The 26479-nt window shown below is 62.1% G+C and carries 27 protein-coding genes, 1 tRNA gene and 1 pseudogene; 14 read left to right on the top strand and 15 right to left on the bottom strand.

The features are described 5' to 3' along the window. Window positions 1-31: 31 nt before the first annotated feature. Together ACF8R3_RS21915 and ACF8R3_RS21910 are read right to left on the bottom strand one after the other, a co-directional pair. Window positions 32-1737: pseudogene (locus tag ACF8R3_RS21915) on the bottom strand (DEAD/DEAH box helicase). Window positions 1738-2133: 396 nt separating this feature from the next. Further along, a complete protein-coding gene (locus ACF8R3_RS21910; RefSeq protein WP_392516131.1) occupies window positions 2134-2889 on the bottom strand; it encodes a spermidine synthase in 756 nt (251 codons plus the stop codon). A gap of 113 nt (window positions 2890-3002) precedes the next feature. Here ACF8R3_RS21910 and ACF8R3_RS21905 point away from each other — a divergent pair, with 113 nt between their 5' ends. Further along, the gene (locus ACF8R3_RS21905) at window positions 3003-4349 is read left to right on the top strand and encodes a class II 3-deoxy-7-phosphoheptulonate synthase (protein ID WP_058639832.1); all 1347 of its coding nucleotides are present in this window, start codon (window positions 3003-3005) and stop codon (window positions 4347-4349) included. Window positions 4350-4388: 39 nt separating this feature from the next. Here the strand turns inward: ACF8R3_RS21905 and ACF8R3_RS21900 are convergent, their stop codons facing one another. After that, window positions 4389-4607 carry a DUF1127 domain-containing protein gene (locus ACF8R3_RS21900; RefSeq protein WP_078478191.1) on the bottom strand — a complete coding sequence of 73 codons (219 nt, stop codon included), beginning with the start codon at window positions 4605-4607 and terminating at the stop codon, window positions 4389-4391. A gap of 97 nt (window positions 4608-4704) precedes the next feature. On the opposite strand from ACF8R3_RS21900, the gene ACF8R3_RS21895 reads away from it, so the two are divergent. Then, a complete protein-coding gene (locus ACF8R3_RS21895) occupies window positions 4705-5556 on the top strand; it encodes a LysR substrate-binding domain-containing protein (RefSeq protein WP_023535366.1) in 852 nt (283 codons plus the stop codon). A gap of 11 nt (window positions 5557-5567) precedes the next feature. Here ACF8R3_RS21895 and ACF8R3_RS21890 read toward each other — a convergent pair whose 3' ends face one another. Further along, window positions 5568-6317: a sulfite exporter TauE/SafE family protein gene (locus ACF8R3_RS21890; RefSeq protein WP_058639826.1), complete on the bottom strand. Its 750-nt coding sequence runs from the start codon at window positions 6315-6317 to the stop codon at window positions 5568-5570. A gap of 114 nt (window positions 6318-6431) precedes the next feature. On the opposite strand from ACF8R3_RS21890, the gene ACF8R3_RS21885 reads away from it, so the two are divergent. Both ACF8R3_RS21885 and ACF8R3_RS21880 read left to right on the top strand, forming a co-directional pair. Further along, window positions 6432-7385, top strand: a complete 954-nt coding sequence (locus ACF8R3_RS21885) for a LysR family transcriptional regulator (RefSeq protein WP_058639827.1) — start codon at window positions 6432-6434, stop codon at window positions 7383-7385. 56 nt (window positions 7386-7441) lie between these two features. Then, window positions 7442-7897 carry a MarR family winged helix-turn-helix transcriptional regulator gene (locus tag ACF8R3_RS21880; RefSeq protein ID WP_058639828.1) on the top strand — a complete coding sequence of 152 codons (456 nt, stop codon included), beginning with the start codon at window positions 7442-7444 and terminating at the stop codon, window positions 7895-7897. A gap of 140 nt (window positions 7898-8037) precedes the next feature. Here the strand turns inward: ACF8R3_RS21880 and efp are convergent, their stop codons facing one another. Both efp and earP read right to left on the bottom strand, forming a co-directional pair. Beyond that, window positions 8038-8607: an elongation factor P gene (gene efp, locus ACF8R3_RS21875; RefSeq protein WP_013971530.1), complete on the bottom strand. Its 570-nt coding sequence runs from the start codon at window positions 8605-8607 to the stop codon at window positions 8038-8040. Window positions 8608-8655: 48 nt separating this feature from the next. Further along, a complete protein-coding gene (gene earP, locus ACF8R3_RS21870; RefSeq protein WP_197844918.1) occupies window positions 8656-9789 on the bottom strand; it encodes an elongation factor P maturation arginine rhamnosyltransferase EarP in 1134 nt (377 codons plus the stop codon). Window positions 9790-9918: 129 nt separating this feature from the next. On the opposite strand from earP, the gene ACF8R3_RS21865 reads away from it, so the two are divergent. Both ACF8R3_RS21865 and ACF8R3_RS21860 read left to right on the top strand, forming a co-directional pair. Then, window positions 9919-10317, top strand: coding sequence for a hypothetical protein (locus tag ACF8R3_RS21865; protein WP_392516130.1), 399 nt, complete (start codon window positions 9919-9921; stop codon window positions 10315-10317). A 2-nt stretch (window positions 10318-10319) separates the two neighbouring features. Continuing rightward, window positions 10320-10790, top strand: a complete 471-nt coding sequence (locus tag ACF8R3_RS21860; RefSeq protein WP_196121996.1) for a GreA/GreB family elongation factor — start codon at window positions 10320-10322, stop codon at window positions 10788-10790. On the opposite strand, the gene ACF8R3_RS21855 is transcribed toward ACF8R3_RS21860, so the two are convergent. Then, complete coding sequence (locus ACF8R3_RS21855; protein WP_392516129.1) at window positions 10787-11695, bottom strand: LysR family transcriptional regulator; 909 nt, start codon at window positions 11693-11695, stop codon at window positions 10787-10789. The genes ACF8R3_RS21860 and ACF8R3_RS21855 overlap by 4 nt on opposite strands. 88 nt (window positions 11696-11783) lie before the next feature. Here ACF8R3_RS21855 and ACF8R3_RS21850 point away from each other — a divergent pair, with 88 nt between their 5' ends. Then, window positions 11784-12974: an MFS transporter gene (locus ACF8R3_RS21850; RefSeq protein WP_058605791.1), complete on the top strand. Its 1191-nt coding sequence runs from the start codon at window positions 11784-11786 to the stop codon at window positions 12972-12974. A gap of 138 nt (window positions 12975-13112) precedes the next feature. Beyond that, window positions 13113-15245 carry a TonB-dependent siderophore receptor gene (locus ACF8R3_RS21845; protein ID WP_392516128.1) on the top strand — a complete coding sequence of 711 codons (2133 nt, stop codon included), beginning with the start codon at window positions 13113-13115 and terminating at the stop codon, window positions 15243-15245. A 183-nt stretch (window positions 15246-15428) separates the two neighbouring features. On the opposite strand, the gene ACF8R3_RS21840 is transcribed toward ACF8R3_RS21845, so the two are convergent. Next, a tRNA-Ser gene (locus ACF8R3_RS21840) sits at window positions 15429-15518 on the bottom strand. A 198-nt stretch (window positions 15519-15716) separates the two neighbouring features. Here ACF8R3_RS21840 and ACF8R3_RS21835 point away from each other — a divergent pair. The 3 genes from ACF8R3_RS21835 to ACF8R3_RS21825 all read left to right on the top strand — a co-directional run bounded on the left by ACF8R3_RS21835 (window position 15717) and on the right by ACF8R3_RS21825 (window position 18262). Continuing rightward, entirely contained in the window at window positions 15717-16406 is a 690-nt protein-coding gene (locus tag ACF8R3_RS21835) for a crotonase/enoyl-CoA hydratase family protein (RefSeq protein WP_100851090.1), read from the top strand. A 102-nt stretch (window positions 16407-16508) separates the two neighbouring features. Further along, entirely contained in the window at window positions 16509-17222 is a 714-nt protein-coding gene (locus ACF8R3_RS21830; protein ID WP_197844895.1) for a 1-acyl-sn-glycerol-3-phosphate acyltransferase, read from the top strand. A 68-nt stretch (window positions 17223-17290) separates the two neighbouring features. After that, window positions 17291-18262, top strand: coding sequence for a magnesium and cobalt transport protein CorA (locus tag ACF8R3_RS21825; protein WP_058639729.1), 972 nt, complete (start codon window positions 17291-17293; stop codon window positions 18260-18262). Between the two features lie 34 nt (window positions 18263-18296). Here ACF8R3_RS21825 and ACF8R3_RS21820 read toward each other — a convergent pair whose 3' ends face one another. Then, window positions 18297-19028, bottom strand: a complete 732-nt coding sequence (locus ACF8R3_RS21820) for an amidotransferase (RefSeq protein ID WP_078478184.1) — start codon at window positions 19026-19028, stop codon at window positions 18297-18299. 524 nt (window positions 19029-19552) lie between these two features. Here ACF8R3_RS21820 and ACF8R3_RS21815 point away from each other — a divergent pair. After that, window positions 19553-20353 carry a cytochrome c gene (locus tag ACF8R3_RS21815; protein ID WP_182139839.1) on the top strand — a complete coding sequence of 267 codons (801 nt, stop codon included), beginning with the start codon at window positions 19553-19555 and terminating at the stop codon, window positions 20351-20353. Between the two features lie 30 nt (window positions 20354-20383). Here ACF8R3_RS21815 and ACF8R3_RS21810 read toward each other — a convergent pair whose 3' ends face one another. The 4 genes from ACF8R3_RS21810 to ACF8R3_RS21795 form a co-directional block, all read right to left on the bottom strand. Beyond that, window positions 20384-20716, bottom strand: a complete 333-nt coding sequence (locus tag ACF8R3_RS21810) for a ribonuclease E inhibitor RraB (RefSeq protein WP_023535326.1) — start codon at window positions 20714-20716, stop codon at window positions 20384-20386. A 173-nt stretch (window positions 20717-20889) separates the two neighbouring features. Beyond that, entirely contained in the window at window positions 20890-21126 is a 237-nt protein-coding gene (locus tag ACF8R3_RS21805) for a hypothetical protein (RefSeq protein WP_023535304.1), read from the bottom strand. 138 nt (window positions 21127-21264) lie between these two features. Next, window positions 21265-23322, bottom strand: coding sequence for an LTA synthase family protein (locus ACF8R3_RS21800; protein ID WP_182139838.1), 2058 nt, complete (start codon window positions 23320-23322; stop codon window positions 21265-21267). 153 nt (window positions 23323-23475) lie between these two features. Continuing rightward, entirely contained in the window at window positions 23476-23667 is a 192-nt protein-coding gene (locus ACF8R3_RS21795) for a PLDc N-terminal domain-containing protein (protein WP_023535355.1), read from the bottom strand. Between the two features lie 130 nt (window positions 23668-23797). On the opposite strand from ACF8R3_RS21795, the gene ACF8R3_RS21790 reads away from it, so the two are divergent. Continuing rightward, the gene (locus ACF8R3_RS21790; protein WP_058605806.1) at window positions 23798-24736 is read left to right on the top strand and encodes a ZIP family metal transporter; all 939 of its coding nucleotides are present in this window, start codon (window positions 23798-23800) and stop codon (window positions 24734-24736) included. A 40-nt stretch (window positions 24737-24776) separates the two neighbouring features. Here the strand turns inward: ACF8R3_RS21790 and ACF8R3_RS21785 are convergent, their stop codons facing one another. Together ACF8R3_RS21785 and ACF8R3_RS21780 are read right to left on the bottom strand one after the other, a co-directional pair. Then, complete coding sequence (locus ACF8R3_RS21785) at window positions 24777-25307, bottom strand: hypothetical protein (RefSeq protein WP_058605799.1); 531 nt, start codon at window positions 25305-25307, stop codon at window positions 24777-24779. A gap of 60 nt (window positions 25308-25367) precedes the next feature. Next, complete coding sequence (locus ACF8R3_RS21780) at window positions 25368-25901, bottom strand: ankyrin repeat domain-containing protein (RefSeq protein WP_058639725.1); 534 nt, start codon at window positions 25899-25901, stop codon at window positions 25368-25370. Window positions 25902-26172: 271 nt separating this feature from the next. Between ACF8R3_RS21780 and ACF8R3_RS21775 the strand changes: the two genes are divergently transcribed. After that, a complete protein-coding gene (locus ACF8R3_RS21775) occupies window positions 26173-26445 on the top strand; it encodes a DUF3509 domain-containing protein (RefSeq protein ID WP_058605801.1) in 273 nt (90 codons plus the stop codon). Window positions 26446-26479 lie beyond the last annotated feature (34 nt).

The raw sequence follows: 26479 nt of genomic DNA, 5'->3' as shown, positions 1-26479 counted from the left end.
CCTAGGCCGGGGATTTTTCACTGCTTGGGGATTAATCTTCGCGGTAGCGACGCAGCTTGAGCTGCTTGCCAGCGACGCGAGTGTCCTTGAGCTTGGTCAGCAGCTTCTCGAGGCCATCCTCCGGCAGCTCGACCAGGCTGAAGCTATCACGCACCTGGATGCGACCAATGGCATCACGCGCCAGGCCACCTTCGTTGAGGATGGCGCCCAGCAGGTTCTTGGCGGCGATACCGTCACGTGCGCCCAGGGCGGTACGGCAGCGTACGCGGCCTTCTGCCAGCGGCAATGGCGCACGACGCTCGCGCTCGCCACGGTCCGGGCGCTCGCCACGTTCGGTGCGCTCGCCACGCGGTGCGAAGCTTGGCACCAGCGGCTGTTCGCGTTCTACCGCTGCCAGGTCCAGGGCTTGGCCATTGGTGGCCTTGCGCAGCAGGGCAGAAGCCAGCGCGCGAGCGCTGCAGCCCAGGTCGGCGGTCAGGCGGTCGAACAGCTCACCGTGGGTGGCTTCGGCTTCGGCAACCAGCGGCGCCAGGCTGTTGGTCAGCTTCTTGATACGGGCATCGAGCACCGCCTGGCCGTTGGGCAGGCGCGCTTCGGCAACTTTCTGACCAGTCACGCGCTCGATCACCTGCAGCATGCGGCGCTCACGGGGCGTCACCAGCAGCAGTGCGCGACCTTCGCGACCCGCACGGCCGGTACGGCCAATACGGTGAACGTAGGACTCTGGATCGTACGGCATGTCGACGTTGAACACGTGGGTGATGCGCGGCACGTCCAGGCCACGGGCAGCGACGTCGGTGGCGACGACGATGTCCAGGCGGCCATCCTTGAGCGAGTCGATCACACGCTCACGCTGGTTCTGGGCGATGTCGCCGTTCAGCGCAGCAGCCTTGTAACCCTTGGCTTCCAATGCGGCAGCCAGGTCCAGGGTAGCCTGCTTGGTGCGCACGAAGGCGATCAGCGCGTCGAACTCTTCGACTTCCAGCAGACGCAGCACGGCCGGGATCTTCTGGTCGGCATGTACCATCAGGTGAGCCTGATCGATCGCGGTGACGGTCTGGGTCTTGCTCTGGATCTTGACGTGCTTGGGCTCACGCAGGTGACGTTCGGCGATCGAGCGGATCGACGACGGCAGGGTCGCGGAGAACAGTACGGTCTGACGCGTAGCCGGGATGGCATCGAAGATCACTTCGAGGTCGTCCATGAAGCCCAGCTTGAGCATCTCGTCGGCTTCGTCCAGTACCAGGTACTGCACGGTCGACAGGACCTTCTCGTCACGACGCAAGTGGTCGCACAGACGGCCTGGGGTGGCGACGACGATTTGCGCGCCGTTGCGGATGGCGCGCAGCTGTGGGCCCATCGGGGCACCACCGTAGACGGCCACGACGTTCACGCCCGGCATCTGCTTGGCGTAGGTTTCGAAAGCGGTTGCAACTTGCAGCGCCAACTCACGGGTTGGTGCCAGGATCAGGGCTTGCGGCTCGCGCTTGCTCACATCGATCTTGTTGAGGATCGGCAGAGCGAAGGCAGCGGTCTTGCCGGTGCCTGTCTGCGCCTGGCCGATCATGTCGTGACCGGCGAGGATGATCGGGATCGATTGCTGCTGAATGGCCGACGGCTCTTCATAGCCGGTGGCCACGACAGCGGCAACAATGTTCGGATTGAGATCGAGAGCGGCGAAGCCGGCGATTTCCTGGGTCATGGGTCTGCCTCTAGAGTGCATCCGCAAAGACCCATGCTCCAAAGCTGCACAAGCCATGAAAGACCGACAGGTCACCCAGGCAGCTTTGGCGGCGGGGATTTGCGAAAACGATTGAAAAAGATACTTGGGAAGGTCCGCCTAGCGGACGTGCAGCCGAAGCTGGACTCGGAGGATTTGCACCGCCTGATTTTTGAGGCCCGCTAAAAGACCGGCGCGTACTATACCTGAAATCGAACGGGACGGGAGGAATTTTTTCAGACCGCGGGGTGTGGGAGGGATGTCGGCTAGGGGTGGCTGAAACGATACATCTTTTGCACCTCAATGGGCGTTGTTTGGATTGTCGCCAAGCTACTGAAATGCTACGGGTTTGCTTCTCGGAGCCTCTGCATGACTGCGCAGCGGCCCCTGCAAGCTCATCCCACACGCCCGGCTCAACTGGCCGGGCGAATTTCCTTGATCAACCCTTCAAGGCTATACCCCAGGCGTGGTGCCAGCGCCTCGGCCCGTGCCCGCAGCCCCGCCATGTCCAGGGTCTGCTCCAGATCGGCTGGCACCAGCACGATCACGTTGCCCTCCTTGACCGGCAACTCCCAGTAATGGCGGTGGTACAACCCGCGCAGCAATGTCGCCCCAAGCGGCTTGCCCTCGTCGGTGGCCCACTGATTGATCACCAGCCAGCCGCCGGGATTGAGGCGTTGCTGGCAGCCCTCCAGAAACTTCCAAGCCAGATGCCCCACGCCAGGGCCATGGTCGGTATAAAGGTCGACGAACAGCAAGTCGGTCTTTTCCGTGGTTGGCAGCAGTTCGACAGCATCGCCAATGCGCACGTACAGCCGTGGGTCATCGTCCAGGCCAAGGTGCTCCATGGCCAGACGTGGCACATCCGGGCGCAGCTCGATGGCCTCGATGTCTTCGAGGGGCAGAAACTTCATGCACGCCTGGGTCAGGGTTCCGGCGCCCAGCCCCAGGAACAGCGCACTTTCCGGCTGCCCATGGCAGAGCGCCCCTACCAGCATGGCGCGGGTATAGTCGTACTCCAGCCAGCTGGGGTCCGCCGTGAACACGCAGCTCTGCTCGATGGCGTCGCCGAATTCGAGGAAACGGTAATCATCCACCTCGTACACGCTGATGACGCCAAAGGCATCCTCCACGCGTGCCAGCAACCGTTCCTGCCGTTGCGCCACCATGTGCCAATCACCCCGCAAAAGCTGCATTGTCCGTCAACACCGGTGCTAGCAACAAGCACGGTGCCAGCTGTTACCATGGCTGCCAGCCTGCAACCTACATGACCGAGCCTGAAATGACCCAAACGTGGAGCCCTGACAGCTGGCGTGCCCTGCCGATCCAGCAACAACCCGTCTACCCTGACACTGCGCACCTGCACAAGGTCGAGCAAACCCTGGCCAGTTACCCGCCGTTGGTGTTCGCTGGCGAAGCCCGCGAGTTGCGACGCCAGTTCGCCGAGGTGACCGAAGGCCGGGCGTTTCTCCTGCAAGGTGGCGACTGTGCCGAGAGCTTCGCGGAATTTTCCGCGGCCAAGATTCGCGACACCTTCAAGGTGCTGCTGCAAATGGCCATCGTCATGACCTTTGCCGCCGGTTGCCCCGTGGTCAAGGTAGGGCGCATGGCCGGGCAATTCGCCAAGCCTCGCTCGGCCGGTGATGAGACCCTGGGGGGCGTTACCCTGCCCGCCTACCGCGGCGACATCGTCAATGGTATCGGCTTCGATGCCAAGAGCCGCATCCCCGACCCAGAGCGCTTGCTGCAGGCCTACCACCAGTCCACGGCCAGCCTGAACCTGTTGCGCGCCTTTGCCCAAGGCGGCTTTGCCGACCTGCACCAGGTGCACAAGTGGAACCTGGACTTCATCGCCAATTCGGCGCTGGCCGACAAATACCACCAGTTGGCCAACCGCATCGACGAAACCCTGGCGTTCATGCGCGCCTGTGGCCTGGACAGCGCCCCCCAGCTGCGTGAGACCAGCTTCTTCACGGCCCACGAAGCCCTGCTGCTGAACTACGAACAGGCCTTCGTGCGCCAGGACAGCCTGACCGGCGACTACTACGACTGCTCCGCGCACATGCTCTGGATCGGCGATCGCACCCGCCAGCTCGATGGCGCACACGTGGAGTTCTTGCGTGGGGTGCACAACCCGATTGGGGTCAAGGTGGGCCCGAGCATGGACCCAGAGGCGCTCATCCGCCTGATCGACATCCTCAACCCCGGCAACGACCCAGGGCGCCTGAACCTGATCGTGCGCATGGGCGCGGGCAAGGTCGGGGACCATTTGCCGGGGCTGATCCGCACCGTCGAGCGAGAGGGTCGCAAGGTGCTGTGGAGTTCGGACCCGATGCACGGCAATACCATCAAGGCCAGCAGCGGCTACAAGACCCGCGACTTCGCCCAGATCCTGGACGAGGTTAAGCAGTTCTTCCAGGTGCACCAGGCCGAAGGCAGCCATGCGGGCGGTATTCATATCGAGATGACCGGGCAGAACGTCACCGAATGCATCGGTGGGGCTCGCCCGATCACCGAGGATGCCCTGTCGGATCGCTACCATACCCACTGCGACCCGCGAATGAACGCCGACCAGTCGCTGGAATTGGCGTTCCTGATCGCTGAAACATTGAAACAGGTGCGGCGCTAAACGACAGCCCCGAAACGCCAGGCAAGGACACCGCTGGGCTCACTTGCACAGCGGGTCGTCCCAGAAGTGCCGCTCGATTTCCTGATGAGTATCGGCCCTGCTCAAACCCAGGTCGTGAAGCATGGCATCGCTCAGGCTGGCAAGCTGCTGACGCTGGCGGTGCAGCTCCAACCACCGGGCCACTCGCCCCCAGGTCGCCCGCCACAGCGGCCTGAACGAAATGGCCGAAGCCTCTGCGCTGCTGATCTTACCTTTCATCGTGAAGCCCTCCGTTATCGATGGCTTCAGTCTCACGCGCCGATTAAGATCAATCCAACGAATGTTTCTGATGCCATGCATCTCGGAGATTGATGCAATGTCCCAGTACCAGAGCCTTGACGCCGATGTGTTACGCACCTTCGTTGCCATTGCCGAGCAAGGTGGCTTCACCCGAGCTGGTGAAGTGGTCAACCGCACCCAATCGGCCGTCAGCATGCAGATGAAGCGCCTGGAAGAAGATATCCTTCAGCGGCCCTTGTTCGAGCGCGAGGGGCGGCAGGTGCGCCTGACCGCCGAAGGTCAGGTGTTGCTGGGGTATGCCCGGCGCATCCTCAAGCTGCACGGCGAAGTCTTCAACACGCTGCGCATGCCGCACATGGTGGGCCTGGTGCGTATCGGTACGCCGGACGACTACGCCATGCGTTTTCTGCCGAGCATCTTGTCCAGCTTCGCCAAAGCCTACCCCTTGGTTCAGGTGGAGGTGCACTGCGATACCTCACGCCAACTGATGCTGCGCAAGGACCTGGACCTGACCATCGTCACCCGCGAGCCCGGCAACGAGATCGGCCAATTGCTACGCCAGGAGCGTCTGGTATGGGCCGCGGCCGAGGGCTTCTGCCCGCACGAGCAGCGCCCCATGCCACTGGCATTGTTCAACACCGAATGCTTCTGCCGCGCCTGGACCTGTAACGCACTGGAAACCCAGGGCATCGACTACCGAGTGGCCTACACAAGCCCCAGCCTCTCAGCGATTTTTGCCGTGGTCACCGCAGGCTTGGCGGTGACCGCCCAGCTGCAGAGCCTGATTGGCGGCAATCTGCGGGTACTCGGCGAAGCCGAAGGCTTGCCTGAATTGCCGCTGGCCAACGTCATGCTGGTACGTGGCGGTCAGTCACCCTCCCCCATCACCGACTGCATGGCGCAGTACATCATCGAAGGGTTCAAGTGACACGCCTGGGGCTACAGTTCAAAACCCAGCATGACCGCGCAGGCCACCAGGAAAACGCAGAACATCGCCCGCAGCGCCTTTTCCGGTAAGGCGTGGGCCAACTTCACGCCCCAGCTGATGCTCAACAGCCCGCCTACCGCAAGCGGGATACCCACGCCCCAGTCCACACTGTGGTGCACGGCGTAGGTCACCAAGGTAACCAACGTACTCGGCGCGGCCAGGGCCAGCGACAACCCTTGCGCCACCACCTGGGTGGCACCGAACACGCTGGTCAATATGGGCGTGGCGACGACCGCGCCACCGACGCCGAACAACCCGCCCATGGTCCCGGCGAAGCTGCCGAGAACGCCAAGCCAAGGCCAGGGATGACGCAACTCGGTACTGGCAGGGCTGACTTTCATGAACATCCTGGCCACGTTCCAGATCGCCAGCGCCAATAGAAAGCCCACGAAGCCCAGGCGCATGGCATGCGCGTCCAACCCCACCGCCCAGATCGACCCCAACCACGCGAACACAAAGCTGCACAAGGACAGCGGCAAGGCATGCCGCAGCTCGATGCGATTGCGCTGGTGATAGCGCCATAACGCCAATAGCACGTTGGGCACGACCATGACCAACGCCGTGCCCTGCGCCAATTGCTGGTCAAGCCCGAACAAAACGCCAAGGGCCGGGATGGCAATCAGGCCGCCACCGATGCCGAAAAGCCCACCCACGGTTCCCAGGGCGACACCCAATACGCCGTACAGTACCCACTCGATCATCAGCCTTCTACTTTTATCGTGCACAGGGATCGTCATGCTAGCGGCTGCACGCTGGCAGCGAAACGCACAGCCACGCACAATGGCTGTGCGTTTCCTGCATAAGCGAATTTGCCCATGAACCCCGATGCATTGATCGATCAACTGAGCTTGTTTCTGGATGTACTGGAAACCGGGAGCTTTTCCGGCGCGGCCCGGCGTCACCCGCTGACGCCTTCAGCAGTTGCCCGGCGTATCGACAACCTGGAGCGAGCCCTCGGCAGTCGCCTGTTCAGCCGCAGCACCCACGCCGTGCGGCCAACGCCTGCGGGCAATGCGTTTGCCGAACGCGCCAGGCATGTCATCGATGAGTTGCGCCTGGCCCGGGCTGAAGCGGTGTCGCTGAGCAATGCCCCGGAAGGCTTGATACGCATGGATGCACCGGCGGCCTTCGGGCGTCGTCATCTGGCACCGGCGATCGCCGATTTTCTGGTGGCCTACCCTGGCCTTGACGTGCAGTTGCGCTTGATCGACAGCTTCGTCGACATGCACGGTAGCCATTTGGGGGAAGTCGACCTGGTGTTACGGGCAGGTCCGCTGGCCGATACACGCCTGGTGGCGACACCCCTTGCCGACATGGTGCGCATCGCCTGCGCCAGCCCCGCCTACCTGGCGGCGCGGGGCTTGCCCAAGTGCCCCAGCCAATTGCCCGGGCATGATGGTCTGGACTGGGACGGCCTGGCACCCCCGTTCGCCTGGAGATTCGAGGTGGACGGCCAGACACGTCTGTACCGGCCCTCGCGCATGCGCATGGTTGCCAACAATGCCGAAACACTTCTGTTCGGCGCCCTGGCCGGGCTGGGAATCGCCCATTTACCGACGTGGCTGACCAGTGAATACCTGCTGCGCGGGGAATTGATCGCGCTTTTTTGCGACGCTGGCTTGCCCCAACCGGAGACGAGCGGCATTTATGCACTTCGCCTTGAACATGAAACGAACTCTCGCAGCCGATTGCTGCTCGAATTCCTCAAGAGCCGCTTTAGCCCAGTCCCGCCGTGGGATCTGGCACTGCGCAGTGAATTACGCTGGTAGTAAGCGTACCCACCATCAGCGTGCTAGTTTCTTATTCAACGAATTCAAGGACCTGCATGAACGCCGATAACAAAGCCTCTGGCGCCGAACTGCTACTGGAGAACCAGGTCTGCTTCGCGCTGCATTCCACCTCGTTATTGATGACGAAGGTGTACAAGCCCTTGCTTCAGGCCCTCAACCTGACTTACCCGCAATACCTGGCGATGCTGGTGTTGTGGGAGCACGATGGTTTGACCGTGGGCGAAATCAGCCAGCACCTGCTCACTGACCCAGGTTCACTGACACCGTTGCTCAAGCGCCTGGAAAGCGAAGGCCTGCTCAAGCGCACCCGCAGCCGTGAAGATGAGCGGGTTGTGCTGGTGCAGCTGACAGACAAAGGGCGCAAGTTGCAGAAGCAGGCTGAAGAAGTGCCTCAGCTGATTCTCAAGGCCAGTGGGCGTACCCATGAGGGGCTGCAAAAGCTGCAGGCAGATTTACTGGCACTGCGCGAGAGCTTGCAGAGGACGTTGTGAGGGGGGACCTTGGGTTGGAGCGGCGCTGCGCAGAGGCGGTGCTGTAAAACCCAGTTTTGCGTGGGATTAACAGTTGGGGCCGCTTCGCGGCCCCAAATAAGCACCAGGCAATAGCGGTGCTTCAGGCTACCCAAGAAGCATTACTTCTTGGAGCGACCCTTGAAGCTGTTGTCGCGGGTGTCGATGTCGATCCACTCGTCGATCTGAATGAAGTCCGCCACCGAGATCTCGGTACCGTTCTTCAGCTTGGCAGGCTTCATCACCTTACCCGAGGTGTCACCGCGCGCGGCGTTCTCAGTGTAGACGACCTGACGGCTGATGGTGGTCGGCAGTTCTACCGATACCAGGCGGCCTTCGAAGAAGACGGCTTCACAGACATCTTCCATGCCTTCTTCGATGTACGGCAGAACGGCTTCGATGTCTTCGGCGTTCAGCTCGTACATGGTGTAGTCGGTGGTGTCCATGAAGGTGTATTCATCACCGTTGATGAACGACAGCGTGGCTTCCTTGCGGTCCAGGATCACGTCGTCCAGCTTGTCGTCCGCACCGTATACGGTTTCGGTCTTGTAGCCGGTCAGCAGGTTCTTGAGCTTGGTCTTCATGATCGCGCTGTTACGGCCCGACTTGGTGAACTCAGCTTTCTGAACCAGCCACGGGTCGTTGTCGATCCGCAGGACGGTACCGGGTTTCAGTTCTTTACCAGTTTTCATTACGCAGTATCCGAATCTGGATGGATTTATAAAAATCGAGGCCGCATATCATAGCGAATTTCCACAAAAGTGTACTAGCGCCTTGGCAAGGTCCGGCCCAGCGGCCTGCTGAGCAGCCCAACAGCGGGCATGCTGCTGCAATTGCGCCCAATATGCGCGGGCCGCGCGCCAGGCCTGCCCCATGTCCTGGTCCATGTTCCAGGCGCGCCACAGCCCGAGCAGGGCAGCTTGCGCCTCGTCCGACAAGCCACGTCGATAAAGCGCCAGGAACGCCTCGAGTTTTTCCCAGTGAGCGTTTTCTTCCTGCACGTAGATGTGCCAAAGCATGGGCTTGGCGGCCCACTGGGCGCGAACGAAGGAATCTTCGCCCCGTACGGCGTTGAAATCGCAGCTCCACAACAGCCGGTCGAAGTCGTCCTGACTGACGAAAGGCAACACCTGCACCGTCAATGACCCGCGCACATGCACATCGCCCGCCTCCAGCTGCGTTACCCCCAGCCACTGCGCAAGCCCGGCGATGCTCCGTCCTTGCGGTACCAGCACATGGCACGCCTGCGGGTCGGTGGCCAGCGCTTCCAGCCAGTTGGCAAGCTGCGGGTTCTCGTAGGCAAATAGCATGATCAACAGCGCATCTTGCCCAGGCGCCACCCCTAAGGCCTCTAGAAACGTTGCGCGCGCTCGGTTGGACGACTCGAAGGCGTCACGCCTTGGCAGCAGGTCATGCTCGCGAAGCAGTCCACCGGTCTTTTCGGTGAAGCCTGGAAAGAAAAACACCTTGCGCAGCCCGTTTGGCTGCGGTGATGGCAGCCCATGACAACCTTCCACCCAAGGCTCGGCGCTCAGGTATTCAAGGTTCAGCCACACAGGCGGATGGTTACGCGCTCGCATGGCCTGGACAAAAGCGTCGGGCAGTTGGCAGGCGAATGCGCCGATCACCACATCACCCGGCTCCACCGGCACCCAGGTAGGCGACCACTGACGCACCTCTACACCCCGCAGCCATTGCTGCGCCGCCGTGGCATCTGCGCCAGGGCACATGGGCACGAAGGCATTGAGGTCATCAACCCACAAGCGTACGGCCACCTCGTGCTCGGCCACCAGTTGCCGGGCCAGGCGCCAGGTCACACCGATATCGCCGTAGTTGTCCACGACGCTGCAAAAGATGTCCCAAGTGGCTGTCATGCTCGGCTCCCTAACCCGTGCCAAAGCTGCGGATTCTGCGCATAAATTGTCACCAAAGACAGCCGTGGGCGAAAAAAGGCCGGCTTGCATGCAACAATGCGCCAGTGCCCAACTTGCCAGGAAGCAACCATGCCCCGTCGCCGCGAATTGACGATCACACTCAAACCCTTGCCGCTGATACTGAGCATTGCGCTGGGGCTATGGCTGGGCGCCCTGGCTATTGCTGCCAGCCTGTGGCTTGCAGACCAGCTTATGCCCACCCCGGCCGAAGCACCGGCGTCAGCCACCACGCAAGACGCCCCCCACGCCACTACGCCCCCGACCGTCACCCAGCCACTGGACGCCCAGGGCGAAATGTTCGAGCGTTACAAGGACATGCTGCACAAGCAGCAACTGGAACAGGCTGCCGAAGCCGCCCAAGGCAACCCGCGCAACCTCAACAGCCCCAAGTGCCAGTTCTGGTTGCAGCAGAATCGCACGGCCCCTACAGACAAAAGCCAAGCCAACGTGCTGGAGTTCTGTTACTGATCATGAACAAGCCCCACCTGATAGCGCAGATCATCACGGCCCTTGAACACGACCTGGATGTGGTAACCCGGGCAGCGCAGAGCGCCTATGAAGCTGCGACTGCCGAAGAAAACATCGCCGAGAACAAGTACGACACGCTGGGCCTGGAAGCCTCCTACCTGGCCACCGGCCAGGCCCGGCGCAGCGCCGAGATCCGCCAGGCACTGCACGCCTACCGGCAACTGAAGCTGCGCGACTACGACCCTCAGCAAGGGGTGCAGGTGAGCCAGGTGGTCACCTTGGAAGATGAACAGGGCCAATGCCGCAGGCTGATCATCGGGCCAGAGGCGGCCGGGCTGAAAATCGGCACGGGCGATGGGGTGGTCATGGTGATCACGCCGCGCTCACCTTTGGGGCAACAGCTGATGGGCAAGCACATTGACGACGAGGTCTGTCTCAACGCCACACGCTGGACACTCGTCGAGGTGATCTAGCGCCTGCCATCAATCGCCCCCAAGCGCTGCTCCATGAGCTCTAGAAAGGCCCGGGCGGCGGGTGTCGGATGGGCGGACCAGATCGCGTACAGGTGCCGCACAGGCGCATCGAGCAGTTGCACCACGGCCACGCCGTCAAAGCCCTGGGCCACCTGCTCCGGCACTAGGCCGATCGCCATGCCGCGCTGCACGAACTTCTCCACCAGGCGCACATGACCGATCTCGAACTGCACCCGACGGTGCAGCCCTGCCGCCTGGAAAGCCTCGTCGGTCTGCCGACGTGCACCCGTGCCTTCCGGGAAATCCACCAGCACCTCCCGGACCAGGTCGGCGAGTGTCAGTTGCCCGTGTCCGGCCAGGCGGTGGGTGGGTGGAAGCACGGCGACGAGTGCTTCCCGAGCCAGCAGGCGATGCTGCACACCCTGCACGCCCTCGCCTTCCCACAAGCCGATGAAACCCACATCCAGGCGGCGTTCGAGCACATCGGCGACCAGCAGTTCGCTCTTTGCCGTGAGCCAACGCACGTCCACATCCGGATAGTGCCCGTGAAAATCGGCAAGCAGATCGACCAGGTCCAGGGCCGTCAGCGAGCTGATTTCGCCAATGGTCAGTCGACCGCGAACCTGGCCACAGGCGGCCGCCACATCGTCGGCGATGCGGCGCGCTGCCTCCACGGCTGGCCGGGCGCTGAGCACGAACGCCTCGCCTGCCGGGGTCAGGCACACCCGGCGCGAGGTGCGCTCGAACAGGCTCACACCCAGCTGGCCTTCCAGCCTGGCCACCTGATGACTGAGGGCCGACTGCACCACATGGCAGCGCTCGGCGGCACGGGTAAAACTGCCGGTCTCGGCCACGGCCAAGGCGTATTCGAGCTGTTTGAGGTTCGTGGATCTATCTGCTTTCACGATCGATGGCGTGAGCACTATACATTGGTGTCATGCGTCTCGGATGGCGATAATCTTTTCCACTTCACTGCCTGTCACGAGAACCCCAATGCACACCCCAACCCTCAGCCGTGCCCTGATTCTGCTGATGGCCACGGCCACTGGCCTGGCCGTGGCCAGCAATTACTACGCTCAACCCCTGCTGCACAGCATCGCCCAGCAGTTCGGCCTGAGCACTGCCAGCGCCGGCAGCATCGTGATTGCCGCGCAGCTCAGCTACGGGGCCGGCCTGTTGCTGCTGGCACCGCTGGGCGATCTGTTCGAACAACGCCGGCTGATCACCGTGATGACCGTGATCGCCACGCTTGGCTTGGTGATCAGTGCCTGTGCCCCCAGCCTGCCCTGGTTGATACTGGGCACCACGTTGACCGGGTTGTTCTCCGTGGTGGCGCAGATCCTGGTGCCCATGGCCGCCTCGCTGAGCGAGCCCAATCAACGGGGGCGTGCCATCGGCACCCTGATGAGCGGACTGTTGCTGGGCATCTTGCTGGCGCGTACGGCCGCAGGCTTCATGGCCGAACTGGGCGGGTGGCGCAGCATCTACGTGCTGGCTGCGGTGCTGATGGGTATCACGGCCCTGGCCCTGCACCGTAGCCTGCCGGAGCATCACAGCCATGCAGGCCTGCGGTATCCGGCCCTGATTGGCTCCGTGTTCCGCCTGTTCATCGAAGAGCCGGTGCTGCGCCTGCGCTCGCTGCTGGGCCTGCTGGCGTTCAGCCTGTTCGCGCTGTTCTGGACGCCCCTGGCATTTCTGCTGGCCAACGAGCCTTATCACTACTCCGACGCGGTGATCGGCCTGTTCGGCCTGGCGGGTGCGGCCGGGGCGCTTTCGGCCAACTGGGCCGGGCGGCTGGCTGACCATGGCAAGGGCTCGCTGGGGACCACGGTGGGGCTGGTGGTCTTGCTGCTGTCCTGGGTACCGCTGGGCTTTGCCGAGCAGTCCTTGCTGGCCTTGCTGCTGGGCGTGCTGATGCTCGACCTGGCCGTGCAGCTGGTGCATGTGAGCAACCAGAACGCGGTTATCGCCCTACGCCCCGAAGCGCGGACCCGTCTGAACGCGGGCTATATCACATGCTATTTCATCGGTGGCGCCCTGGGGTCGCTGCTGGGCACGCAACTGTTCCAGCGCCAGGGCTGGCCAGGCATCGTGCTGGCAGGCCTGGTGATTGGTGCGTTGGCGTTGATCGTTTGGTGGGTAGCCGCGCGTAAAGCCAAACCCGAAGCCTTGGTGCGCCAGTAGCCGTGCCTACGGGGGCTGCTTGGCGCGCAGCCCCGCCCTAAGACGCCCCCAAGGCTTTTGTCTGCGCCCATTACCTGAAGCGACTGATACTATGCGGGCTTTTTCACAGCCTGTGCCGCGCCTTCAGGAGCCCCACGCATGCCCCCGCCTCATCCTCGCTTGCCCCTTGGCCTTTTAAGCCTGGGCTTGGCCCTGCAATGCCCTGCGGCGTTCGCAGCCCATGGGGTGCAACTGGACCCGCTTGAGGTATCCGATACCTACGGCAACGATGGCTACCAGGCACGTGAAGCTGCCGTGGGCAGTTTTCAGGCTGCCCCCCTGCTTGACACCCCGGCATCGATCAGCGTCTTCAGCCAGCCTTTGCTGGAAGATCGGCAGGTACGCCTGCTCAGCGAAGTGCTGCAAGGCGACGCTTCGGTGGGGGAAAGCTACGCACCGGTCGGGTACTACGAGAACTTCAACGTGCGCGGCTTCGAGCTCAACGCCGCCAGCAGCTACCGCCTCAACGGCCACACCCTTGTCGGCGAGCAGAACGTGGCCCTGGAGAACAAGCAGCAGGTGGAACTGCTCAAGGGTCTGTCGGGGCTGCAAAGCGGCGTGTCGTCGCCAGGCGGCCTGGTCAACTATGTGACCAAGCGGGCCGCGCCCGTGCGCCGGGTCACGGTGTCCACCAACGAGCAGGGCGAACGTTACCTGGCCACCGACGTCGGCGGCTGGTTCGGCGACCAGCAGCAGTTTGGCCTGCGGGTGAACCTGGCGCATGAGGACATCCGTTCCTATGTCGCGCATGCCGACGGCCAGCGTGATTTCGCGGCGCTGGCGTTTGACTGGCAGATCAGCCCGGACGCCACCTTGCAATTGGATGCCGATTACCAGCACCGCCAGCAACGCTCGGTACCGGGTTATCAGCTGCTGGGCGGCACGCGCCTGCCTCACGACGTGGACCCCAAGGACCGCCTGGCCTACCAGCAGTGGGCCAAGCCTGTGCAAACCGATTCGCTGAACCTGGGCGGGCGCCTGGAGTACCGCTTCAGCGAGGCCTGGACAGGCACCGTCAGCGCCTCACGCAGCCAGGCGGTGATCGACGACTACAGTGCCTTTGCCTGGGGGTCGGGCGAAGGCGCCTTTTTCAGCAGTGCCGGCGACTACGACATCTATGATTTTCGCAGCCCCGACGACACCCGGCGTATCGACGAAGCGCAGGCCACGCTCGATGGGCGCTTCGATGCGCTGGGCCTAGGCCACGCGTTGACCCTGGGCACCAGCGCCCAGCGCCGTACACTGGACCTGCGCCCGTACTACAACGTGTGGCTCGGCACCGGCACCCTGGGCGAAGTCGCGCCTGCCCTTCCCCCCTCAGATCAACCCGTCGGCGCCAGCGAAAGGCGCCTGGACAGCCGCCAGTACGGGCTCTTCGTCACTGACCGGGTGACGTTCAATGAACACTGGCAAGCCATACTGGGCGCCCGGGAAGTGCGTCTGGATGAACGCACCTGGGACGAAACCGGCACTGCCGGGCGGCACACTCGCCAATATCAACTGCTGCCCAACGCAGCGCTGGTCTACAAACCTGCGCCAGACACCACCCTTTATGCCAGTTATGCCAAAGGGCTTTCGGCGGGCGGCACTGCACCTTGGTTTACCCAAAACGCTGCGCAGATCCTTGCCCCTACCCTCTCGCGCCAGCTGGAAGTGGGCCTCAAGCATGACTGGGAGGCGCTGAGCGTGAGCGCTGCGTTGTTCCAGATTCGTCAGGCGTACCAGTACGCGCGCCCTGACGGCGACGGCGTCTTCACCTATGTGCAGCAAGGCCAGCAGAAAAACACAGGGCTGGAACTCGGGGCCAGCGGTTGGGTGACATCCAACTTACAATTGCAGGCCAGCGCGGCCGCCATTCGTGCGCGGGTGGTGGGCAGCGGCACCGCTGAGCGTGAGGGGCATCAGGCCATCAACGTGCCAAGGTTCCGGGTAGCCCTGCAGGCGCAGTACAGCCTGCCGGTGCCAGGGCTGGCGCTCTTGGGCGGGGTCCGCTACAGCGCCCGCAAGTACGCCGACCATACAGGCAACGTGGCGGTGGGCGGGTATACCGTGTTCGACCTGGGCGGGCGCTACCAGACGCGCGTCGGGGGGTATGACACGGCTCTGCGGCTGACAGTGGACAACGTCTTCGACAAACGTTATTGGCGGGATGTGGGGGATTATCTGGGGGATAACTACCTGTTCCAGGGGGCGCCGCGTACGGCACGGTTATCGGCTTCGGTGAGTTTTTGAGTTGTAGTGGGGTGAGTGGGATTACTAGCTTCGCAGCAGGCATTGCCGGGGGCCGCAGCGCGGCCCCGGCAATGCCTGCTCCAAAGCTGCAGCCCGTGCCTCACACAACACCGGCAACCCAAATAGCTACCCCAAAAACAAAAAGCCCCCATGCTTTTCAGCACAGGGGCTCTTCGTAGAATGTGGCGGTGAAGAAGGGATTTGAACCCTTGATACGATTTCTCGTATACACACTTTCCAGGCGTGCTCCTTCGACCACTCGGACACTTCACCGTTTATCTTCAAGCCGTACGGCCTGTCGAGGTGCGCTAATTTAGTGAAAGACGTTTCCTTTGGCAAGCATTTTTTTCAGTTTTTTCATGCATTTGCATCCGGCCGTCGTCAGCGGCTGACTGGCCGGTCAGCCTTGCTGCTTTACCTGGCCTGCGCCGCTGGGTAACGTCAGCGCCACGCCAACAAAAGGACTCTGCCATGAGCGAGCTGATCACCTACCATGCCGAAGACGGCATCGCCACCCTGACCCTGAACAATGGCAAGGTCAATGCCATCTCGCCGGAGGTCATCGACGCGTTCAATGCAGCGCTTGATCGCGCCCTCGAGGCCCGGGCGGTGGTGATCATTACTGGGCAGCCAGGCATTCTGTCGGGCGGCTACGACCTGAAAGTCATGACCCGCGGTCCCAAAGAAGCCATCGAGTTGGTCACCGCAGGCTCCACCCTGGCGCGCCGTCTGTTGTCGCACCCGTTTCCAGTGGTGGTGGCCTGCCCGGGCAACGCCGTGGCCAAAGGGGCGTTCCTGCTGCTGTCGGCCGACTACCGCATTGGCGTCGAGGGCCCGTACAAGGTGTGCCTGAACGAAGTGCAGATCGGCATGACCATGCACCACGCGGGCATCGAACTGGCCCGTGACCGCCTGCGCCGCTCGGCCTTCCACCGCTCGGTGATCAACGCCGAAGTGTTCGACCCCCAGGGGGCGGTGGATGCAGGCTTTCTGGACAAGGTCGTGCCCGCCGAGCAACTGATGGATACCGCCTTGGCTGCAGCACAAGCGCTCAAGCAGCTGAACATGCTGGCCCACAAGAACACCAAGCTCAAGGTCCGCAAGGGCCTACTCGAAGCCCTGGACAAGGCTATCGAGCAAGACCAGCAACACATGGGGTGACCCCATCACCTGCACAGATCGCCCACTCAACCTACACCAAGGTTTGCCCCGGCCAGTGCACAGTCGTACACTGCCGGGCGACTGTCTGGTGTGAGTCGTACCATGCTTTACGTTCTTCGCATGTTCCTGCTGGCGCTGCATTTTCTCGCCGTTGGCGCCGTGGGGCTGATCATCGGCCTGTGCCGCCCGCTCAACCCCGATAACAGCCGCGTGTTCGCCCGGCTCTACAGCGTGCCGGCCACCTGGCTGATGCGCCTGAAGGTCCAGGCCCAGGTGGGGCCTTTGTGGGATCAGCCGCCTGGCTGCGTCATCATCGCCAACCACCAATCCAACTTCGACCTGTTCGTCCTGGGCCAGGTGGTTCCGCAACGCACCGTGGCCATCGGCAAGAAAAGCCTGGGCTGGATTCCGCTGTTCGGGCAGTTGTTCTGGCTGGGCGGCAACGTGCTGGTCGACCGCAAGAACGCCTATCAGGCCCGCAAGGCGTTGCAAAAGACCACCCGCGTCCTGCAGAACGACACCTCCATCTGGATTTTCCCTGAAGGCACACGCAACGCCGGTGAACAGCTACTGGCGTTCAAGAAAGGCGCATTCCACATGGCCATCGAGGCCGGGGTACCCATCGTACCTGTGTGCGTGAGCCGCTATGCGCACCGGCTGGACCTCAACAGCTGGCGCCGCCGGACGGTGATCGTGCGCTCCTTGCCTCCCATTGCCACCACCGGCATGACGCAACAAGACCTGCCTGCGCTGATCGAGCAGTGCCGCACGCAAATGCAGCAGTGCATCGACCGGATGGAAAACGAACTGCCCTGACCCGTTGCTCTCGCGCCCGCTACAGCCCAAGCTGTAAGGCGTGTTCAACCACAAGAAAGCGGGCAGTCATGGGGCGAGTCGTGGCAGCGGCGGTATACAGCGCCGGTAGGAAGGTCACCAACATCAGTATCGATGAAGGCAGCGAGTGGGCGCGCAAACCGGGCCACTTCGTGTGGATCGGGCTGGAGGAGCCCGACGCCGAAGCACTGGCCAACCTGCAGCGCCAGTTCAACCTGCACGAACTGGCCATCGAAGACGCCCTGGAGAAGCACAGCCGGCCGAAGCTGGAAACCTTCGGCGACGCCTTGTTCATCGTCACCTATTCACCCGTGCGCCAGCAGGGTCGGCTGGAGTTCATCGAAACCCACATCTTCGCCGGCACTGGCTACGTGATTACCTGTCGCAATGGCCATTCCAAATCCTATGCCCTGGTGCGCGAGCGCTGCGAAGCACGGCCGTTGCTGCTCGAACACGGGGAGGACTTCGTGTTGTATGCGCTGTTGGACTTCGTTACCGAAAACTACCAGCCTGTAAGCGAGGCGATTCACGGGGAGATCGAAGCGCTGGAGCAGAGCGTGCTGGGCGGTTCGCTGCTTGAAGCCGACATCCGTCGCCTGCACAGCCTGCGGCGCGATCTGCTGCGCCTGCGCCGCTATGTGGCGCCTATGGTGGAAGTGAGCGAAGAACTGCAGCGCCTGAGCTTTCCCTTCATCGACAAGAACATGCGCCCGTACTTTCGTGACGTCCAGATCCACGTGACCCGGCAGATGGAAGACCTGGCCGGGATTCGCGACATTGCCAGCCAGACCATCGAGATCGGCATGCTACTCGAAGCGTCTCGCCAGAGCATCGTGCAGCGCAAGTTCGCCGCCTGGGCGGCCATTCTGGCCTTCCCCACTGCCATTGCCGGCATCTACGGGATGAACTTCCAGAACATGCCCGAGCTGAGCTGGCACTACGGCTATTACGTAGTCCTGGGGGTGATCGCGGCCGGGTGCACAGGCCTGTTCGCCAGCTTCAAGAAATCCGGCTGGTTGTAACCAAGATAGGGGTCACCGGGCGACCCCTGCCCTGTCAGGCCGCGTTGTGCTTGTTAGCCGGTTGCTGGATGAAACGCAACATCCATTCGCCTACCACGTCACCCTGATGTTCGGTGGCGAGGCTGGCGACGGCCTGCTGGTAGACCTCATCGCCTAGATGCGCCTGGCGTGCGTCGAGCAAGGCCCGGGAGTAGTCGTGTACGAACTCCGGGTGGCCTTGGAAACACAGCACCTGATCGCCGATGCAATACGCGGCGTTGGGGCAGAAATCACTGGACGCAATGACCGTGGCGCCTTTGGGCAATTCGGTCACCTGGTCCTGGTGACTGATCAGCAAGGTCAGCTCCGATACTTGAGGTTGCATCCATGGTGCACGCGCTGCCAGTGAATAACGGTGTACGCCAACGCCCCAGCCCTTCTCCGCTCGCTCCGCTTTGCCGCCCAAGGTCAACGCCAGCAGCTGGTGACCGAAACACACACCCAGCAGCTTCTCACCCCGGTCATACAGCTTGAGCAGATAAGCCTTGAGCGTCTGGATCCAGGGATCGGAACCGAACGAATCGGCCTTGCTGCCCGTCACAAGGTAAGCATCGAACTTAAGGTCATCGGCGGGATATTCACCGTTCATGACGTTGTAGACACTGAACTGTGCTGTGATCGGCTGACGGGCGAAGAGCTGCTCGAACATCCTGCCGTAGCCTTCGTACTGCGCCGTCAATTCCGGTCGCAGAACATCGGTTTCAAGGATGCAGATGCGTAACGACATAGGGATAGTCCTGAACGACATGGATGGAAAACAGCTATAGAGCGTGACGCGAAAGGCACGTACAAGCAAGAGGGGCGCGCAGACGAACGGTGCGCTTTGGGCTGAGACGGCACAAAAACACCCAACCTGTCTAGGTGAAGCCTATCAGCGCGATGGCTTAATGCTTTAAAACGAAATGTTATAGGCCGCTGGCAGTTAGAACAAAGGGTTCTCAATATTGAATGATGTACGCCCTACTGTTGCAGTATGTCCACATTCATGAGGCAAGCCGTGCCGGCGCTAGTAGGGGCCATTGCGATCGACCCGACATGTGACAAGGAAGCCAACGGGTATTTAGGAATAACAACAAGAAGGCGGTCCGCCATGTTTAGACAATCGAAACTTCGCCAAGCTGGGCTCATTCTTTTCGCAACCACGCTGTTGCTGATAGTGCCAAACCTGACACGTCTGTTCGGCTAAGGCGGGTGGTGGCGGTAGCAGGCGGGATAGCGGTAACCTGCTGGCCCTGATGGCCGGAGTATCCCATGCGCCCATGCATTGCCTTGGCAGCCTTGCTGTCGTGCCTGCCGCTGTCGGCGGCCCAACTGCACCTTGAACTTGGCACTGGCCAAAAGCAGTGGAGCAGCGAACAGTTGCTCGCACATCCCCAAGCCAAGACGGTGGACATTAGTGAGGACGTTTCCTATAAGCGCCCCATGCGCTATCGCGCAGTGCCCCTCGCGGCGCTGCTCAACGATGTGCAGCCTGAGGACCACCTGCAGGCCATTGCAGCCGATGGCTTTGCGGCAGAAATGCCCGCTGGCCCTCTGCTTCAACCCGGCCCGGCGCAGGCCTGGCTAGCCGTCGAAGACCCAGCCGCCCCTTGGCCGCCCCTAGGTAAGGGAAAACCGAGTGCAGGGCCGTTTTATTTGGTGTGGACGGCGCCGCAAGCGAGCGGCATTCGCCCCGAACAATGGCCCTTTCAGATCTCCACGATACGTAAGCTAGCCTCTGTCGAGCAGCGCTTCCCGGCGTTGCTGCCAGACCCCGACCTGCCGGGCGACAGCCCCGTGCGACAAGGCTTTGCATTGTTCCAGCAGAACTGCCTGGCCTGCCACCGTCTGAACGGTGCAGGGGATGCGCAGGTAGGGCCTGATTTGAATGTGCCGCACAACCCGACCGAGTATTTCCAGCCGGGTTACCTGCGCATGCTGATTCGGGACCCACAACGCTTGCGGCAATGGCCCCAGGCGAAAATGCCGGGCTTTGCCCCAAGCGTGCTGAATGATCAGGAGCTCGATGCGCTGTTGGCCTACCTGCGGCACATGGCCACGCGCAAATCCTGAGAAAATCGGGCCGCAGGGCGGCCCAATGGCCTAGGCCGTGAGGCGCTCGTGCTTGACCCCCCACCCCTCCACTTCGCCTCCATAAGGCGTGACAACCTGTTCGAAGGCCTCCTCGAAGTCGCCAATGCCACCGTGGGTGGCGAACATGATTTTACTGAGTTCCAGGTGCCAGGCACCGTCGTCGAGTTCGGTTACCTGAGCGTTAAGCGACTCGCCACGAAACTCCCCGGCTGCGCGGCGCGCAGCGGCTTCATCCGGAAAAACGGCATAGAACTCGATGGGGTGGATCTGGGTGAAATCGAAGCCACCTGCCTTCATCTGGCGCAGGACGTTGCTGCTGATATCGTCGTGTTGGCTGCTCATGAATCGTCCTCCTGAATAACGCAGTGGATAGACTTTCCGTGCAAGGGCACCTGCCCCAAATCGTCGGGCAGTTCGAGCTGATACAAGACGCGGGTGGGAACGGTGCCGCCTGCGCAGCCGGCGGGCACCTTCATGCAGCGTAGTGCCCAGGCGGACGCTACGCAAACCGTGAATCAGGGCGCCTCTTCAATGCTGGTGATGGTGACGCCGCTGTGTTCTTTCAGCCAGCGCGCCGTGGGGGACACCGCGCGATCCTGAAAATCGTTGAGGTCCAGCTCATCCATGACCGGGAACAACCGCGTGCGGATGGCACGGGCAGCGTCTTCCTCGCTGGGGCGATGTTCGGCCTGCAGCACAATCGAGGTCGGTGCGCCTTTCTGGTCGGCAAAGATGACTTCCCACTCTTTCATCGAACGAGCCCTCTCAATCAAACGACACCTTATGCGATGCCTGAATAAATGACCTTGGCCCTTGGGGAATGTTCAGAAAGTTGAACACCCGTCGACCTGAGCCGCTAGGTAGCGGCTCGGGTCGGGGTGTAAACAGGGTTACTTCGGCGTGCCGTGCACCACCCCTGCCGTGTTGTCCAGCAAGCTCTTGGTGGCCGTCTGGATGTAGGCTTCGAGCTGCTTGAGCAGCTGCGGCTGGTCAGGGCTTTCGATGAGCTCGGCCTTGAACTCGCGACCCAGCTGATAGCGGTACAGGCGCGGGGTCATGTCCTTGGACTCGATCAGGATACGGTCGCCCTGTACCAACCCCACGATCTGCTCGCTACCCGAAGGCTTGATCATGCCGATGCCTGGGTCGCCCTCAGGCAGGTTGAGCAAGTCGCGCCCCCAGCACTGATGGCGCGTCTGGCCGCCCAGGCGACCCATGATAGTCGGCACGATATCGACCTGGGTGCCCACGGTGTGGTTGACCGCACCGAATTTCTCCTGGATGCCTGGGGCGATCAGCAGCAGCGGTACGTTGAACCGCCCCAGGTCCAGTTCGGTGACCTGTTGATGGTTGCCGAAACCATGGTCCCCCACGATCACGAACAAGGTGTCCTTGAAATAGGGCTCCTTGCGCGCCTTCTCGAAGAACTGGCCCAAGGCCCAGTCCGAGTAGCGCATGGCCGTCAGGTGTTCATCCAGGCGGCCTTGCCCGGTGACCTTCTCCACCGGCAGGTCCTTGGGCAGGGCGTACGGCGTGTGGTTGGACAGGGTCTGGAGCAAGGCATAGATCGGCTTGCTGCCATCGTGCTTGGCCAGCTCCTGGTTGCCGCGGTCGAACATGTCCTGGTCGGACACCCCCCAGGTCGGGTCGGAGAACACCGGGTCGACGAAGTCCTGCCGGCCGATGAAGGTGGTCATGCCCTGGTTGCCGAAGAACCCGGACTGGTTGTCCCAGGCGAAGTCGCCGTTGTAGACGTACACGTCATCGTAGTCGCGGGCGCTGAGCAAGGCCGGCAGCCCGGACAGCTTGTGACCGCCCTCCGGCGTCTGCATCAGGTACTCGAAGCCGGGCAGGTTGGGGAAGCACGCCATGGTGGCGAACATGCCCTGATGGGTATGAGTGCCGTTGGAGAAGAAGCGGTCGAACAGCAGCCCTTCCTTGGCCAGCTTGTCGAAGTAAGGGGTGATGTTGTTGGGGCTGCCCAGCGCGCCGACCGAATGGCCCGCGAAGCTCTCCATCAGGATCACCACCACGTTCTTGATGGGCAGGGTGCCCTCGGCCGGCGGCAGGAAGTCGCGGCGCACGGCCGCTTCGTCGGCATCGACCAGGGTGTCATGGGGGGTCAGCAGTTGCTGGCGCACAGTCTGGGTCGCCAGGTTCTGCTCCAGCACCGGTTTCCAGATGTTGGCGCGGTCCTCGCCGAAGCGGCTCTTGGCGGCGTCGATCAGGGTCAGGGTGCCGTTGAGGCCCAACTGGTTGACGAAGTTCGAATCGGTGGTGAACGCGTCACCCCAGCGCATGGGCGGGCCTTGACGCAGGGTGCCACGGGCGGCGATCACGGCCACCAACAGGATCACCATGAACACCGCCAGGCGGTAATACCATGCGGCCACCGGCTGGGTGCCGATACCCCTGGTCAGCCGGTCGACACCCTTGAACAGCAGGCTGAGCAGCCAGGTCCCGAACACCCAGGCCAGCAGGTAGCGCACCACTGGGAAGCCGTACCAGAGCATGCTCATGACGGTCTTGGGGTCTTCCTTGATGTACTGGAACACCAAGCCGTTCAAGCGCTGGTGGAACTCGCGATAGAAGTCCAGTTCCATCAGGCCCAGGAACATCACCACGCTGGCGGTGAGCGTCAGCCAGAAACGGAATACGCCCCGCCGGGCCATGGCCCAAGGGCTGAGCAGCGCCAGCAGCAGCGGAATGCTGATGTACACCACCACCCGAAGGTCGAAGCGCAGGCCGTTGACGAACCCTTCGGCGACCGTGGCCGCTGGCGTGTCGCCAACCATGTCGCTGTTGTAGACCAGCAGCGCCAGGCGCACGAGGCTGAGCATCAGCATGATGACCAGCGCGCTGAGCAGCGTATAGGCCAGGTGGGATTTGAGGGTCGGCGAGAACGGCGCTCGCGCGCGCCATTGCTTCAAGGCGTCCGGGTTGGCCATGAACAGGAAGGTCCTAGAAATGCGGTTTGCGAAGAAGGCGCTGGCGCAAGACCAGCGCAGCATTGTGCGGGTGCGGATTCTGTTTAATTCATTGTGAAAATTTTGTCACGGCCTGGATTGCCTCTGGCGCCATGGGGGCACAGAGTGCTGGTTTCAGAGCCGGCCTGTGCCGCGCGGCCCGGCAATGGCCCAAATCACCAGCCCCACGACCGGCAGCAGGGCAATCAGAAGAATCCACAACACCTTGACCCCCACTTCGCGGTCACTCTTGTAGACGTTGATGATGGCCCAGATATCCAGGGCAAGAATGATCAGACCTACGAGGCTGTTGAACATCGATCCCATACCGCGTACTCCAGTTGATGAGTGTATTGCTGCATAGCATAGCCCCCTATCGGTTCAATAGAAGGGAATCCTTGGCGCCGCCTGCAGGTCACTGCCTATGATGCATCGACATTCCGATCAGAGGTTCTGCATGCCACCTGCCCACAGCCACAGCGCCACCCCGCCCTCGCCGTTCAGCGTGTGGCGGCAACAGATAGCCAATAACCCCTGGGTCGGTGCAGGCCTTGCGCTGAGCCTGCTGGCCGTCGTGATTCTGCTGGGTGCGAGCCTGTGGAATGCGGTCAACGGCGATCATTCCGAAAACCTGCACCTGGCCGCGCTCGGGGGCCTGTCCGGCTTTGGCGCCACCGCGTTGGGCGCTGTGCTGGCCGTGGTGTTGCGTGATGTCAGTAGCCGTAACCAGGACGTGATGCTGGGGTTCGCTGCCGGCATGATGCTGGCAGCTAGTTCTTTTTCGCTGATTTTGCCGGGTCTGGACGCGGCGCGGGAGATCACCGGCAGTGGGCCGGGTGCGGCCTTCATCGTGGTCGTCGGCATGGGGCTGGGCGTGCTGCTGATGCTGGGCCTGGACCGTTTCACGCCGCACGAGCATGAACGCGTCGGCGTGGTGGGGCCGGAAACCGAACGGTTCAGCCGAGTGTGGCTGTTCGTGCTGGCCATTACCCTGCACAACTTGCCCGAGGGCATGGCCATCGGGGTGAGCTTCACCAACGGCGACATGAACATCGGCCTGCCGCTGACCACCGCCATCGCCATTCAGGACATCCCGGAGGGCCTGGCCGTGGCGCTGGCGCTGCGGGCGACCGGGCTGTCCAACCTGAAGGCCGCACTAGTGGCCATTGGTTCAGGAGTAATGGAGCCATTGGGCGCGGTCATCGGGCTGGGCATTTCCACCGGCTTTGCCGTGGCCTACCCTATCAGCATGGGGCTGGCGGCGGGGGCGATGATCTTCGTGGTGAGCCACGAGGTCATTCCCGAAACCCACCGTCACGGCCACCAGACCTCCGCCACGCTCGGCTTGATGGGCGGTTTCGCGGTGATGATGTTCCTGGACACCGCATTGGGTTGACAGCGCCGTTGCCCGCCTGCCAGGGCCGCGTACGACGCGCTCAGACGTGCAGGGCGACCTTCAGGGCCTCCAGGGCGGGCTCGGCCTTGATGCCAAGTTCAGCGGCCAGCGCCTGGACCCGCTCCAGGTCATGCTGGCCAACCATGACCATCTGCAGCTCATCATCGAGCAATTGGCTGAAATCGAGCAGCACGTAGCCACCGGCTTCCTTGTTGAGCGCCCCCATCTGCACCTGGATACGGTTGAGCGCCACGAGCGGCTCGGTGCGTGCCAGCTGCTTGGGCTTGAGGGTGAGCGGCACGCTCTTGTCGAACGAGTCGCTGATCTGCTGGAACAGCTCCTGATAGGTGTCAGCCTGGAATACCACGGTGTCAGGCAGGCTGCCGAGTACTACCCACTCGCCCAGTGGGATGGGAAAGCTGTCGTCGTAGTTGATGTCGGGGTTGGCGGCCAGGAAAGCGGCGGGGTCGGCGTAGGCCTGGGCAGCCTCGTCGGCAATGCGCTCGATGTCTTCTTCGCGCAGGCAGCCTGCGCTGATAAGGCGGATGAATTCGAGCAACTGAGTTTTCATGAAGGGGGGCCTGTGGCGATGGCAAAGTCGCCAAGGATAGCCGCAAACGCCCCCTGCCGGTTAGCCTGCCAGCGCTTGCAGGCGTGCGGTGGCGTCCACGGCGCCCATGGTCTGGGCTGCCATCAGTGCGTTTGCACCGCGCACATCCTGCAAGGCAGGGTTGGCACCCTGGGCCAGCAGGTACTCAAGGATCTCTACACGGTTGAACATGGCGGCCAACATCAGGGCCGTGCGTCCATCCTGGGCAGCGGCATCGACCGGTACACCGTTTTCCAGCAACAGGCGGATCATGGCCATGTCCCCTTTGAAAGCGGCACCGGCGATGGGGAGCTGGCCGTTGTCGTTGGCAATGAGCGGATCGGCCCCGTGGTTGAGCAACACCTGAACGGCGTCATGGTGGCCGTGGTAGCTGGCCAGCATCAGCAGGGTGTCGCCCTTGTGATTACGCAGGTTCACCGGCAGACCGCTTTGCAGCAGGCGCTCCAGCATCTGGGCATCGCCTTGACGGGCCTTGTCGAACACTTGTGCGGCAAAAGCAGCCGCTTCATCGGTAGACATTTGAGCAGGCTGAGCGGACGCAGTCTGGGTGGACATAAGGAACCTCCTGGTAGAAATCGTTGCCCAAGTGTTTGTCAGGCCCTTCCTGCGCGTCAAAGGTTCCGTTTCTATCGAGCCCATAGCGTTGATTGGCTTGCCGTGCAAAATGCACTGTGCAAAATGCATGACCTTGCAGCTTGCACGGAAGGCATTCTCTAAAAGTAGTCCAACTCACTGATTTACCTGGATTTTTCCTACACGCTGTTTCTGGCACGGTCGCTGCAATCTATCTAGACATCGATTGCCACACACCTTGTCAGGAGTAGTCATGAACCTTATCCAGGAAAAATTCGTCTCGGTGTTCCCTGCTTACCAAGTCGCGACTCAATCACGTCCTGACGGCGGCATCTTGCTGACTCTGCGTGCGGCCGACGGCAAGGTTACCCGCCGTGTACTGACCTACACCCAACTGCACAGCGCCGAGCAATTGTCCTGGGCCATCAGCGCCATTCGCCGCGACTTGGCCGAACAAGCCAGCGAGTTGCCAGTGATCTCGATGTTGCAGAGCCAGCAGCGTTTTGCATTGCCGACTTATCGCTGATTCTTGCACTGCCCCCGAAAGCGACCAAATTCAA

Origin of the sequence: Pseudomonas sp. FYR_7 (assembly GCF_043106155.1) — a bacterium.
Lineage (GTDB): Bacteria > Pseudomonadota > Gammaproteobacteria > Pseudomonadales > Pseudomonadaceae > Aquipseudomonas > Aquipseudomonas parafulva_B.
This window is presented reverse-complemented; position numbering and strand designations above follow the sequence as displayed.

Coding starts and splice junctions, on each gene's coding strand:
- ACF8R3_RS21910 (WP_392516131.1), bottom strand. CDS start 2,889: ATGGTGGCGCAACGGCAGGAACGGTTGCTGGCACGCGTGGAGGATGCC.
- ACF8R3_RS21905 (WP_058639832.1), top strand. CDS start 3,003: ATGACCCAAACGTGGAGCCCTGACAGCTGGCGTGCCCTGCCGATCCAG.
- ACF8R3_RS21900 (WP_078478191.1), bottom strand. CDS start 4,607: ATGAAAGGTAAGATCAGCAGCGCAGAGGCTTCGGCCATTTCGTTCAGG.
- ACF8R3_RS21895 (WP_023535366.1), top strand. CDS start 4,705: ATGTCCCAGTACCAGAGCCTTGACGCCGATGTGTTACGCACCTTCGTT.
- ACF8R3_RS21890 (WP_058639826.1), bottom strand. CDS start 6,317: ATGATCGAGTGGGTACTGTACGGCGTATTGGGTGTCGCCCTGGGAACC.
- ACF8R3_RS21885 (WP_058639827.1), top strand. CDS start 6,432: ATGAACCCCGATGCATTGATCGATCAACTGAGCTTGTTTCTGGATGTA.
- ACF8R3_RS21880 (WP_058639828.1), top strand. CDS start 7,442: ATGAACGCCGATAACAAAGCCTCTGGCGCCGAACTGCTACTGGAGAAC.
- efp (WP_013971530.1), bottom strand. CDS start 8,607: ATGAAAACTGGTAAAGAACTGAAACCCGGTACCGTCCTGCGGATCGAC.
- earP (WP_197844918.1), bottom strand. CDS start 9,789: ATGACAGCCACTTGGGACATCTTTTGCAGCGTCGTGGACAACTACGGC.
- ACF8R3_RS21865 (WP_392516130.1), top strand. CDS start 9,919: ATGCCCCGTCGCCGCGAATTGACGATCACACTCAAACCCTTGCCGCTG.
- ACF8R3_RS21860 (WP_196121996.1), top strand. CDS start 10,320: ATGAACAAGCCCCACCTGATAGCGCAGATCATCACGGCCCTTGAACAC.
- ACF8R3_RS21850 (WP_058605791.1), top strand. CDS start 11,784: ATGCACACCCCAACCCTCAGCCGTGCCCTGATTCTGCTGATGGCCACG.
- ACF8R3_RS21845 (WP_392516128.1), top strand. CDS start 13,113: ATGCCCCCGCCTCATCCTCGCTTGCCCCTTGGCCTTTTAAGCCTGGGC.
- ACF8R3_RS21835 (WP_100851090.1), top strand. CDS start 15,717: ATGAGCGAGCTGATCACCTACCATGCCGAAGACGGCATCGCCACCCTG.
- ACF8R3_RS21830 (WP_197844895.1), top strand. CDS start 16,509: ATGCTTTACGTTCTTCGCATGTTCCTGCTGGCGCTGCATTTTCTCGCC.
- ACF8R3_RS21825 (WP_058639729.1), top strand. CDS start 17,291: ATGGGGCGAGTCGTGGCAGCGGCGGTATACAGCGCCGGTAGGAAGGTC.
- ACF8R3_RS21820 (WP_078478184.1), bottom strand. CDS start 19,028: ATGTCGTTACGCATCTGCATCCTTGAAACCGATGTTCTGCGACCGGAA.
- ACF8R3_RS21815 (WP_182139839.1), top strand. CDS start 19,553: ATGCGCCCATGCATTGCCTTGGCAGCCTTGCTGTCGTGCCTGCCGCTG.
- ACF8R3_RS21810 (WP_023535326.1), bottom strand. CDS start 20,716: ATGAGCAGCCAACACGACGATATCAGCAGCAACGTCCTGCGCCAGATG.
- ACF8R3_RS21805 (WP_023535304.1), bottom strand. CDS start 21,126: ATGAAAGAGTGGGAAGTCATCTTTGCCGACCAGAAAGGCGCACCGACC.
- ACF8R3_RS21800 (WP_182139838.1), bottom strand. CDS start 23,322: ATGGCCAACCCGGACGCCTTGAAGCAATGGCGCGCGCGAGCGCCGTTC.
- ACF8R3_RS21795 (WP_023535355.1), bottom strand. CDS start 23,667: ATGGGATCGATGTTCAACAGCCTCGTAGGTCTGATCATTCTTGCCCTG.
- ACF8R3_RS21790 (WP_058605806.1), top strand. CDS start 23,798: ATGCCACCTGCCCACAGCCACAGCGCCACCCCGCCCTCGCCGTTCAGC.
- ACF8R3_RS21785 (WP_058605799.1), bottom strand. CDS start 25,307: ATGAAAACTCAGTTGCTCGAATTCATCCGCCTTATCAGCGCAGGCTGC.
- ACF8R3_RS21780 (WP_058639725.1), bottom strand. CDS start 25,901: ATGTCCACCCAGACTGCGTCCGCTCAGCCTGCTCAAATGTCTACCGAT.
- ACF8R3_RS21775 (WP_058605801.1), top strand. CDS start 26,173: ATGAACCTTATCCAGGAAAAATTCGTCTCGGTGTTCCCTGCTTACCAA.